General features: G+C 32.6%; 11 protein-coding genes and 2 tRNA genes. 4 read left to right on the forward strand and 9 right to left on the reverse strand.

Annotation, left to right across the window (positions count from 1 at the left end; all coding sequences use genetic code 11):
* Positions 1–204: 204 nt before the first annotated feature.
* Positions 205–1227, reverse strand: coding sequence for a hypothetical protein (locus tag JQC67_RS07835; RefSeq protein WP_203252269.1), 1023 nt, complete (start codon positions 1225–1227; stop codon positions 205–207).
* A 592-nt stretch (positions 1228–1819) separates the two neighbouring features.
* Between JQC67_RS07835 and JQC67_RS07840 the strand changes: the two genes are divergently transcribed.
* Positions 1820–2050, forward strand: coding sequence for a hypothetical protein (locus JQC67_RS07840; protein WP_203252270.1), 231 nt, complete (start codon positions 1820–1822; stop codon positions 2048–2050).
* Between the two features lie 8 nt (positions 2051–2058).
* Here the strand turns inward: JQC67_RS07840 and JQC67_RS07845 are convergent, their stop codons facing one another.
* From JQC67_RS07845 to mutS, 7 genes are all read right to left on the reverse strand, one after another.
* Positions 2059–2622, reverse strand: coding sequence for a hypothetical protein (locus tag JQC67_RS07845; protein ID WP_203252271.1), 564 nt, complete (start codon positions 2620–2622; stop codon positions 2059–2061).
* Positions 2623–2625: 3 nt separating this feature from the next.
* Complete coding sequence (locus JQC67_RS07850) at positions 2626–3030, reverse strand: protein-export chaperone SecB (protein WP_203252272.1); 405 nt, start codon at positions 3028–3030, stop codon at positions 2626–2628.
* A complete protein-coding gene (locus tag JQC67_RS07855) occupies positions 2990–3274 on the reverse strand; it encodes a hypothetical protein (RefSeq protein WP_203252273.1) in 285 nt (94 codons plus the stop codon). The genes JQC67_RS07850 and JQC67_RS07855 overlap by 41 nt, the downstream gene beginning before the upstream one ends.
* A gap of 485 nt (positions 3275–3759) precedes the next feature.
* The gene (locus JQC67_RS07860) at positions 3760–4035 is read right to left on the reverse strand and encodes a hypothetical protein (RefSeq protein ID WP_203252274.1); all 276 of its coding nucleotides are present in this window, start codon (positions 4033–4035) and stop codon (positions 3760–3762) included.
* 453 nt (positions 4036–4488) lie between these two features.
* Positions 4489–4572 (reverse strand) — tRNA-Leu (locus JQC67_RS07865).
* Positions 4573–4628: 56 nt separating this feature from the next.
* Positions 4629–4700 (reverse strand) — tRNA-Gly (locus JQC67_RS07870).
* Positions 4701–4830: 130 nt separating this feature from the next.
* The gene (mutS, locus tag JQC67_RS07875; protein WP_203252275.1) at positions 4831–7413 is read right to left on the reverse strand and encodes a DNA mismatch repair protein MutS; all 2583 of its coding nucleotides are present in this window, start codon (positions 7411–7413) and stop codon (positions 4831–4833) included.
* A 217-nt stretch (positions 7414–7630) separates the two neighbouring features.
* Here mutS and JQC67_RS07880 point away from each other — a divergent pair, with 217 nt between their 5' ends.
* On the forward strand, positions 7631–8161 hold the full coding sequence (locus JQC67_RS07880; RefSeq protein WP_203252276.1) for an RNA methyltransferase: 531 nt from the start codon (positions 7631–7633) through the stop codon (positions 8159–8161).
* Here the strand turns inward: JQC67_RS07880 and folK are convergent.
* Positions 8158–9303 carry a 2-amino-4-hydroxy-6-hydroxymethyldihydropteridine diphosphokinase gene (folK, locus tag JQC67_RS07885; RefSeq protein ID WP_203252277.1) on the reverse strand — a complete coding sequence of 382 codons (1146 nt, stop codon included), beginning with the start codon at positions 9301–9303 and terminating at the stop codon, positions 8158–8160. The two genes, JQC67_RS07880 and folK, sit on opposite strands and share 4 nt — an antisense overlap.
* Positions 9304–9372: 69 nt before the next feature.
* Here folK and sppA point away from each other — a divergent pair, with 69 nt between their 5' ends.
* Together sppA and JQC67_RS07895 are read left to right on the forward strand one after the other, a co-directional pair.
* Positions 9373–11133, forward strand: a complete 1761-nt coding sequence (gene sppA / locus JQC67_RS07890; RefSeq protein WP_203252278.1) for a signal peptide peptidase SppA — start codon at positions 9373–9375, stop codon at positions 11131–11133.
* A gap of 19 nt (positions 11134–11152) precedes the next feature.
* Positions 11153–11863 carry a queuosine precursor transporter gene (locus tag JQC67_RS07895; RefSeq protein WP_203253222.1) on the forward strand — a complete coding sequence of 237 codons (711 nt, stop codon included), beginning with the start codon at positions 11153–11155 and terminating at the stop codon, positions 11861–11863.
* Positions 11864–11904 lie beyond the last annotated feature (41 nt).

Below are 11904 nucleotides of genomic sequence, written 5' to 3' on the forward strand. Positions count from 1 at the left end.
AGATTTTAACAAAGTTTTTTTTAGCATACAAAACCAGGAAAAAACAGCATAATTAATGTGAATTATTGACCTTTATTTTAAGCAAAAAAAATATAACAATACTTTATGCTAATTGCTTTTGTTTTAGTCTTCATAATTAGTCTGTTTAATTATTGTTGATTAGACACCGCTAGATATTGGTTGTATTTAACGGTGTTGTTTAAATTAAATACACCGCTCACCTATTACAATAGCATCATCCGCATCCATAACACCGTCATTGTTGGAATCGAATTTAACATCTGGTTCTATTATGTAAAAAACACCTAAACTAATTGTGGCTTCTCCTGTTTTTGAATTATAAGTAGTTCTTTTTATATTGTAAGTAAAGTTGAAGTTGATGTTTTCTCTACTAGATGTTAATTCTATTTTAGATATTAAAGAATTATCTGAAACCTTATTAAAACTAATCGTCGCATTTCCATAATTTTTAATCAGAATAACTAAAGGCTCATCCTCTCTTATTACAGATTGGACGTTATAATTTTCATAAGTGATAATTAAATCCTCACAACCATCATTAAAGAATAATAAAGGGTGAAGGGCTTGTGAACTTCCATCCCATCCAACTTGACCATTAAAACTAAATTCTTTCCACGTATAACACAAAGTTTCAATAGTCTCTACTATGGTTTTATCTGCTTCTACCGTTAAATTAAAAGGTAAAGGCTTTTCTACAAATGCTGCAAAATTATAATTTGGATCAAACTTATCTGGCACTACAAAAAGTGTGTCCATTTCTTTTGATACTAGATAAAGGTCTTTAACCGTATAACTGCCTTCTAATAGTTCTAAAGTTTCAGTTACATTAAATTTATCACCTTCAATATCTATGTCTAGACCTTCTTTAATTTCAATCCCAGTGCTGTCATTTACTATTTCAACTATTAATTCACTTGGTGTTTTAGTATTATCGCAGTCAGGTACAAATATTTTCTCCGATACCTCAGGAGCGACAAAACCACCACTAAAAAATACAAATCCTTTTTTAATTTCAATTTCTTCTGGCGTTATTTCAACTTCTTGCTCATCTTCTTCACCCACCTCTTCGTCAGCTTCTTCGCTTAATTCTTCATCTGTAGTCTCATTTACCTCTTCGTTAGTTTCATCCAACTTTATCGGTGATTCATCCTTTTGACAGGAACATAGCACTAGTGCTATAACTAAAAATAATATTGCTTTTTTCATAACATAAATGTAACTTTTTAATTAAATCTGAATTGAGTTTATCGATTAAAAGCGTAATTAATCCATTAAATACAATATGCAAAAAAAAGGTTTTTAGTGTTGCTCTAAGCAATAGTGCAACAGTGTTTTATAGTACATAATTAGAGTATTTATTTCTAATAATTATATTCATTGCGTAAATTAATATAAAAATACAAGCATTTTTTACACATTAAAAAACTTCATTGGTATCTGTTCGCGCGCGTATTGTACAAGATTCATAAACATAATATCTAACTAATCTTACACTATAAAAAAAGATGTGCATGGTGAAGATATGCAGTCAAAGATTTTTGGGCAATCACAACATGTATTAAGGGTTAAAAAGAGATTATTCAACAACTACGCGCGCGCGTATTGTTTTACTTTTCTGAAAACCTCACTATATTGTAGGTATGAAACCTTTACTTTTTATTTTTCTGTTAATATTATCTTGTACACCAAACACCACCCAACTGGAAAAGGAAAACAAGCGATTACAAAAAGAGGTTGACAGCCTTAAAAGTGAGTTGCACAAATGTGATATGATGTTGAGAATAAATGAAGTTGGTTAATGGGTATCTATGAATTTAACATTTTATCCGACCATGATAAATACGATATAGTATTTACTATGGCGCAATTTGTAGATGTAGTTACAGAACAGCAAACTAGATACGCCCTTTATTCTTTGTCTTTGTTTTGGGTTGAAGTTGAATACTACGCCCCTACAAATAGGATAACAGGTATCAGTAGTTTTGTTTCAGGAGATAAACTAAGTCGATATAGTCAAATGAACGATTAAGAATGAATTTAACCCAAATAACCTTCAACATATTTATCTGGAAATTCAATTTTGAGATTTGACAAATCCCACTTTGCAGGGTCGCGCATAAACAGGACTAATTTTGGTTTTAAAACTAAGAAAGAAGGGTTTCTAGTATTCTTTATTTTTAGCAAGTTTGTGGAATCTTGTGGTAGATTACTTTTATTACCTTCAGCCATCCTTACAATAGTATAAGGGAATAAATTGTGCCTTGATGCGTATTCTATTATACTTTCTAAAGTGATTGTACTTTTTTTAACTACTAAAGTTAATTTATCTCTAAGTTTTTCTAAATACTCTAAGTGTGCTGTATTGCCATAAATATCAAAACAATTCCTCTCTTCAATATTTATTGTGCATCCACAAATTACATAATTATCCTTGTAATGTGTTTTACCCCACCAATGGGCATGTTCAATATAATTTTCCCAAAAATAATAACCTACTCCAGCCCAACAATTTTCCGAATTACTTTTAAATGGAACATTGTTTTCAATGTAGTCAGGGTCCCCTTGGTCATCAACTGTATGATATATTTTAACTGAACGCAAACCCTATTTTATTATAGTATTTGCCTTTAAAGGCGTTTCTAAATTTGAAAGGTTTAGGGTCGGTAAAATAAATGCTGTGTGATTTGCTTGATTTGATACTAAACTAACATACGCCCTTAAGTAAGGAAAGAATATGGCAATTGCATTTCTGTAAAAGAATGTTGGAATATCTTTAAGTTCCTTAGCATTTTCAAATTTAAATGTTCCTACGGAAAATATTTCAACAAATATATCCTTGTCTCCGGAGGTAGCTGTAAACTTAATTAAGAGGTCAAATTTAGATAGATCCTTATAAAATATGCCTGAAGGTTCAAACTGAATATTAATATTTTCAGTATTTAGTTTCTGAAAATCAATTAAAACTTTATCAAACCGATAAGAATCGAAGGAAAATGCTACGTTGTCCATTTGTGTAAAATAAAAAATCCGAGTTAAAACTCGGATTTTTAATTAATATATCGAAATTAAATTTAATCTTATTTGGAATTTTTAAATTCGCAGAGTATTTGAACTCCTTTTGATAAAGGATTATGTCATCTAAGTCAAAACCTTTTGAACAAGAATTAGAAATTATCTCGTCCCATTCTTTATCAAAATCATTTTGATTAAGATTATCAAAATGTGCATCTATCATTTTATTCATTTCTTCCATCACACATATTTTATACAATGATACGTAACTATTTGATTCAAAATAAAAATTATTTTAAAATAATTAAAATTTTCTTTTAGTTTTCAGGTAAATACTAAAGTATGTACTATTAATTGTATAGTCACAATATAACTGATAAACTTACATAAAATTGTGTTAAAAGACTAAAAATGAAGGTATTCCAATCCAGTTAATGGTTGGGTTATACTATAAAAAACAGGAGTGTTGTAATTTCTTCTTTTTATTTTACATAATGTTTTCTCTTATTCCCTACAAGATTTGTCGAATACATACTCTTAAAATTTTAAAAAATTAAGGAAATATAAATATTTAATCATTTGTTATTGAGTCAAGTAGATGATTATTTGGAAAACTTCCAAGCTTTTTAGTTATATTTTATCTTAATTCTTTTATGTTGAGTGTGAACTGATAATGTATAATAACTGCCTTACAAAATTTGTATAATCAATATTTTTTCAAATACTTTATTTTCTTAAAATTTCCCAACCGCCATCTGGCACAGCCCAATAGCCCAAAACCGGCATAATTAAAATAGTGATTCGTGAAGGGTAACGATAATATAGGTTAAGTTCAATATTATCTGTATTCATTTCGTACTCAAAATAAAATCCTTCTAAAGTTAATGGCTTTTGTGTAATACCAGCATCCTTTAGGGCACAATCATAGCGTTCCTTGCCAACTTCTTTCAATAGTTGACGAACAGCATTTTTATCATAATTACGAAATATAATTTTGGACATAATCCAAAATTATGGATTATTTCCAATTTAAAAATGATTGTTGATAAATAATATTAATAATCATTTGTAAAAAAATCAATATACGGATTAATCTTAAAATACTTACTTGGCAACTATACAGGAGCAGAACCTTATTAACCAATTTTAATTAACAAACGATGAAAAGACGACGAAAACTTGATTAATCAATATTTTTTCAAAATCGACCGTTTGACGACAGTTTGCTCCCAGTTTAAACTTGATTTAAAGATTTTTCCGAGGTCATTACACACGTGAGAAGAAAAAAAGGGATGCAAATTACTGCAACCCTTTTACTTTGTTCAAATATTGTCAATTACTGGCAACGTAATGACGAAATAAAGATAATATTAATACCGTTGGGATTTGGTTGGGAAAAATTTAAAATAAAAAACCTCAACTATCTAATAATTAAGATGTTGAGGTTTTTAAATGTACTCGAGATGGGACTTGAACCCATACGGACTAATGTCCATTGGATTTTAAGTCCAACGTGTCTACCAATTCCACCACTCGAGCCTCAATGTACTCGCTAGTACATGAATAAAAAAACGCTGACTAGCAGCGTTTTCTTGAGCGAAAAAAGGGATTCGAACCCTCGACCTCCACCTTGGCAAGGTGATGCTCTACCCCTGAGCTACTTTCGCGTTTGGTAATTTCAATTGTCAACGAATTGACATTTTTTAAGAACGTGCATTACTTTGTAATGCGGATGCAAATTTAATACAATTATATAAAATGCAAAGGAATTTTTATGAAAAATAACGAGATCGCCAATTAACTTGTTGCCTTCTTGTTTTTGGTAAGCAAGCGTTTTATTTCATTCAATTTCATAAGGGCCTCAACCGGAGTTAATGTGTTGATATCTAGATGTGTAATTTCTTCTTTTATTTGTTCGAGTAAAGGATCATCAAGATTAAAGAAACTTAGCTGCATTTCATCTTGTGCACTTTGAAGTTTCTCAGTCAATTCTTCACTTGAGTGTGATTTCTCTAGTTTTTTAAGGATTTTATTGGCTCTATGTATTACCTGCTGGGGCATGCCAGCCATTTTAGCTACATGAATACCAAAACTATGTGCACTACCACCCGCAACTAATTTTCGTAAAAAAAGCACCTTGTCTTTAAGTTCTTTTACTGAAACATTGTAGTTTTTGATACGTTCAAAAGTTTCCCCCATCTCATTTAGTTCATGATAGTGCGTAGCAAATAATGTTTTTGCCCTAGCCGGGTGCTCATGTAAGTATTCAGATATAGCCCATGCGATAGAAATACCATCATAGGTGCTAGTACCTCTACCAATTTCATCAAGTAGCACTAAACTACGTTCAGAAAGATTATTCAGAATTGAGGCGGTTTCGTTCATTTCAACCATAAAAGTAGATTCGCCCATTGAAATATTATCACTTGCGCCCACTCGTGTGAATATTTTATCTACATATCCAATTTTAGCAGATTCTGCTGGAACAAAACTTCCCATTTGAGCCAAAAGAACAATAAGTGCTGTTTGCCGTAGAATAGCAGATTTACCACTCATGTTTGGCCCTGTAATCATTATTATTTGTTGGTCGTCACGGTCAAGCAATACATCATTAGGAATATAAGTGTCACCAGGTGGTAACTGTTTTTCGATAACCGGATGACGTCCATTTCTAATTTCCAATGAGGTAGAGTCATCTAATTCAGGAGCTACATAATTGTTGTCCTTTGCCAGTTGCGCAAAACTGCAAAGACAATCTAAGTTGGCAATTTGCTGTGCATTTTGCTGAACAACTACTATGTATTCTTGCATCCAGACAATTAGTTGCGCGAAAAGTTGTTGTTCAAGATTTTGAATACGGTCTTCAGCACCTAGAATTTTTGCTTCATATTCTTTCAATTCTTCGGTAATATAGCGCTCAGCATTCACTAAGGTTTGTTTGCGAATCCACTCTTCAGGAACCTTATCTTTATGGGTGTTTCGTACTTCTATATAATATCCAAAGACATTATTTGAAGCTATTTTAAGTGATGTTATTCCGGTACGCTCAGTTTCACGGGCTAACATCTTATTGAGATAATCTTTGCCGGAAAAGGCCAAGCCTCTCAACTCATCAAGCTCATCTGAGTAACCTTTTGCAATGGCATTTCCCTTTATAATGTTAACTGGGGCTTCTTCACTTAGCATCGCCTTAATTTTATCTTGTAAAGGTTCACAAGTATCTAATGCTGTAGCTATTAATTGAAGTGCTTGGTTTTTACTTGCCTCACAAAACTGCTTAATGGGTGTAATGGTGGATAATGAGTTTTTAAGCTGTACAACTTCTCGCGGGTTTATTTTGCCTGTTGCAACTTTAGAAATTAGACGTTCAATATCGCCCATTGGCTTAATCCAGCTTTTTAGCTTTTCAAGAGCTATTTCATCGTTATGTAGAAAAGAAACAACTTGGTGTCTTCGTCTAATTTTTTCAATATTTTTCAAAGGCAGAGCTAGCCATCGCTTCATTAATCGGCTACCCATTGGTGATAATGTACGGTCAATGATATCAATAAGTGTTACTGCATTGGCATTTGTAGAGTGGTAAAGCTCTAGGTTTCTGATGGTGAAGCGATCCATCCATACATAATCTTCTTCAGCAATTCTTTGAAGGGTATTGATGTGCTGTAATTGTCGATGTTGGGTTTCAGATAAATAATGTAAAACTACAGCTGAAGCAATAATACCTTCTTGCAAATGGTCTATTCCAAAGCCTTTTAAACTAGTAGTTTTAAAATGACCATTAAGAGTTTCTTGAGCATAATCTTCTTGATACACCCAGTCTTCAACAAAGAAAGTATGGTAATTTGCTCCAAAGACTTCTTGAAATTCAGTTCTATGAGCCTTTGAAATAAGTATTTCGTTTGGTGCAAAATTCTGTAACAACTTGTCTATTTGTTCTACACTACCTTGTGACGTTAAGAATTCACCAGTTGATATATCTAAAAATGAGACACCTAATAATTTTCTTCCAAAGTGCACTGCACATAAGAAATTGTTTGATTTAGCCGAAAGGATATCATCATTTAGAGCAACGCCTGGTGTGACCAATTCAGTAACACCTCTTTTTACAATGGTTTTGGTCAACTTGGGATCTTCTAATTGATCACAAATTGCGACACGTTGCCCAGCCTTGACCAATTTCGGAAGATAAGTGTTCAATGAATGATGAGGAAAACCTGCCAATTCAATATTGTCACCACCATTGTTTCTATGGGTACAAATAATACCCAATATTTTGGATGCCTTAACAGCATCTTCACCAAACGTTTCGTAAAAATCGCCTACACGAAATAATAATAACGCATCAGGATATTTAGTCTTGATGGTATTGTACTGTTTCATTAAAGGAGTAACCTTCTTGATTTTTTTTGTGCTAGCCAAACCGGTAGATTTCGTTTATTTTTGCCTATCGACATACATTAAAATGTCAACTAAAACGAAAATAACATTTTTGATTGGTGCTTTCGGTGATCGTTGATATTTTGGAATAACTTTTAGAGCCCAAGAACCACAAAAACTTGATTAACTTTTATCAAGTACAAACAATTCAATTCACAAAATGCGTAAGTTAAAAAACGAAGAATTAGATAGGTTAACAATTGAAGAGTTTAAAGAAACGAATAAGACACCTATTGTAATTGTACTAGATAATATTCGAAGTTTAAATAATATTGGTTCAGTATTTCGAACAGCAGATGCATTTTTAGTCGAAAAAATATATTTATGTGGAATTACAGCTACACCACCACATAAAGATATTAGAAAAACAGCTTTAGGTGCAACAGAGAGTGTAGTGTGGGAATACGCTGAAAACACTATGGAGGTGATTTCTAGTTTAAAAGATAATGGCTACCACGTACTAGCGTTAGAACAAGCTGAAAACGCCACTTTTTTAAATAGTCTAGAAATTGAAAACACAAAAAAGTATGCCTTAATTTTTGGTAATGAAGTAAAAGGTGTAGCGCAAGAAGTTGTTGATGCCAGTGATGAAGTACTTGAGATTCCGCAATTTGGCACAAAACACTCTTTAAATATTTCAGTAAGTGTTGGCGTTACAGTTTGGGATATTTGGTCAAAACTGAATACTTAAAAAGACCAGTTCATGACATATTGTTGTATCTGATTCATTACCGTTTCATAATCTTTTTCATTTTCAACAAAGTCTAAATCGGTTACATCTATAATCAGACTATTTTGACTTGGCTGACTTTTTATGTAATCTAAATACCCTCTATTAATTTTATCAAGGTATTCAAACGAAATTTCTTGTTCATAATCACGGCCTCTTTTTTTTATATTATCTAAAAGGCGATCCGTATTTTGATAAAGAAAAACATATACATCGGGTTTTTTAACCTCTCGATACATAAAATCAAAAATTTTACGATACAATGAAAATTCTACTTCTTGCAAGGTTATTTTTGCAAAAATTAGAGATTTATAAATGTCATAATCACTGACCATAAATTTTTTAAAAAGATCTAATTGCGTGGTGTCATCAATGAATTGCTGATAGCGATCTGCTAAAAAAGACATCTCTAACGGAAAAGCATAACGGCTTTGATCTTCATAGAATTTTGGCAAGAAGGGGTTGTCTGCAAAACGTTCTAGAATTAGTTTGGCATTAAAATCTTTAGCAATTCTTTTCGCAAGTGTAGTTTTTCCAGCTCCAATGTTTCCTTCTATTGCAAGAAATTGCAACTGCGAAAAAAGTTCTGTTCTATTTTTGAAAAGCACCAAATTGGTTTTCTTTGGTATAATTTCATCCTTACATTCTTGCAATAAGTTACGTGAATCTTTCTTTAAAATCGGATGATAAAATTGCGGCGCAATATCAGATAATGGTCGAAGAACAAATCTCCTATCTTGTAAACTAGGGTGGGGTAGGGTGAGTTGCTCACTGTTAAGTATCATTCTATTATAGTATAGAATGTCAATATCAATACATCGGGCAGAATATCCTTTTCCGTCAGTTCGACTTCTACCTAATGAAGATTCAATGTCCATTAATTGTTTTAGCAATCTAGGTGCTGTCAGTTTACTAGAGACGGCCAAGCAGATATTAAAAAAATCATCGCTTTCAAAACCCCAAGCCGCACTTTGGTACACTGGTGATACCGCACTTATTTTACCAACCTGTTTATCAATGCGATAAATAGCCTCTTGAAGCATGCTCAATTTGTCACCAAGATTACTTCCTAATGAGAGATAAACTGTATTTGTATCATCCATAATAGAAAACCAAATTAATTAAAAAGAATTTCACAATAGTTATCTTTGGCAGCTAATAATAAAGAATCTATGAATTTTCTGAGAAATCTATTAGCGGCAATTTTTGGATGCCTTATTGCATTCGGAATTGTCTTTATTATGTTCTTCATTTTTGCAGCCATTTTGGGTAATACTGAGCAAAATGTTAGTATCAAAAATAATTCCATTTTAGAATTACAATTAAATAGACCCATAAGCGATTATACAGGTAATAATGATGTAGATCCTTTCTCAGGAATTTTTGAAGAATCACAAGGTCTTGATGAAATTTTACATGCCATAGAAGTAGCGAAAAGTGATAAAGACATTAAAGGAATTAGTATTCAAAATAATTTTATTTTAGCCGGTCTTGCCCAAACACAAGCCATTCGTAAAGCACTTGAAGATTTTAAAGAAAGTGGTAAGTTTATTTATGCATATGCTGATTTTTATATGCAGAAAGATTATTACCTGGCCAGTGTTGCAGATAAAATATATTTGAATCCGGTTGGTGTTTTAGATTTTAAAGGATTGTCTTCTGAGGTGCTTTTTTACAAAGACTTACAAGAAAAATCAGGCATTAAAATGGAGGTTATTCGGCATGGAAAATACAAAAGTGCTGTAGAACCATTTTTGTCAAATGAAATGAGTGATGCCAATCGTACTCAAATTAAAGAATTAATAAGTTCATTATGGAACTCAATGCTACAAGATATTTCAGTTGGTCGAAATATTAGTACTGAAAACCTGAATATTATTGCAGATACTTTAGGAGGAAGAACTACGGAATACGCAAAAGCATCAGGCTTGATTGATGATACATTGTTTTATGATGAATATGAAGCAAAACTGCGTGAAACTCTTGATTTGAAAGAAAATGATGATTTAAATTCGGTTCTTTTAGAAGATTATGTGGTGCGTTCAAATTCGAAAATAACGCGTAAAGGCGATAATAAAATTGCCGTAATTTTTGCACAAGGTGAAATACTCTATGGTGAAGGTGGCCCTGATGTAATCGGACAAGGTATAATTAACGAAGCAATTATTAAGGCAAGAGAAGACGATAAAGTAAAGGCCATAGTGCTTCGTGTAAATTCACCAGGTGGCAGTGCTTTGACATCAGATATTATTTGGCGTGAAATAGAATTGACAAAAGAAAAGAAACCAGTTATTGTTTCTATGGGAGATATGGCTGCATCTGGGGGGTATTATATTGCTTGTGGTGCTGATAAAATATACGCAGAACCAACGACTATAACTGGATCTATTGGTGTTTATGGTACTATACCTAATGTTACAGGGTTGGCAAAAGATATTGGTGTTAATGCAGAGCAAGTTGGTACAAATAAAAACTCTGTTGATTATTCAGTGTTTGAGCCAATGACCGATGTATTTCGAAAAAGATTTCAAGAGGGTGTAGAGGAATCTTATGAAACTTTTTTGTCACGCGTAGCAAAAGGTAGAAATATTACAATGGCTAAAGCTGATAGTATGGCACAAGGTAGAGTTTGGAGTGGGGTAGACGCCAAAAAATTAGGTCTTGTAGATGAACTTGGTAATCTCAATGATGCAATCGCTGAAGCGGCAAAAATGAGTAACCTAGAAGAATATGGTATTCGAAAGTACCCAAAATACAAAAGTGGTTTAGAGCGCTTTATGGAAGATTTTGGAGGGGCAAGTGCTAAAGTAAAACAAGAATTTATAGAAGAAGAAGTAGGTGTTGAAGCGTATTCTATTTTGAAACAGTTTAAATCAGTAATGCAACAAAAAGGCGTTCAGGCAAGAATGCCATTTGTACTAGAAATAAAATAAACATAGATTGACTGAGAAACTGAGCCTTAAGGATAAAAAACTAGCATATCGGATCTATTTGTATCTGGGGGCACTGTTTATTACGTCTTTAGTGGTTTCAAATTTAATTTTTCAAAAGTTCTTTTATTGGAATCCCTTTGGTGATGTTGAGGTATTTGGTGTTTCACTTTTTGAGATTTCTGTGGGTGTATTACCGTATCCTATCACGTTTTTAATCACTGATTTAATTTCTGAAATTTACGGTAAGAAAAAAGCGAATGAGATTGTTACTGCAGGAATTTTTGCTTCTTTTTTTTCCATGGGTATTATTTTGGTAGCCGATGTGGCTCCAGCTATTGAGTCTTCGCCATTAAGTAATGAAATATTTAGTCAAGTGTTTTCACTATCGCCATTGGCCGTGTTAGCGTCAATGCTAGCGTATCTTGCCGCTCAATATATAGACATTGCAATTTATCATTTTTGGAAAAAATTAACCAAGGGTAAGCACCTTTGGTTGCGTAATAATTTCTCAACCTTTCTTTCTCAATTTATTGACACATTCGTTGTAGTTGGATTATTATGCATATTTAAAGTACTGCCATGGCACCTATTCTTTGGTTTGGTGGTATCTGGGTTCCTTTTTAAGATATTTATAGCATTTCTTGACACCCCTTTACTCTATTTCTTCGTATATCTTATGAGAAAAAGGTTCGGACTAAAAATTGGAGAAGAATTATTACTAGAAGTTTAGTGAATTCTTAACCTTTTGGTTGAAATATTGTCCACCTTTTT

The sequence above is a fragment of the Aurantibacter crassamenti genome (genome assembly GCF_016811105.1).
GTDB classification, from domain to species: domain Bacteria; phylum Bacteroidota; class Bacteroidia; order Flavobacteriales; family Flavobacteriaceae; genus Aurantibacter_A; species Aurantibacter_A crassamenti.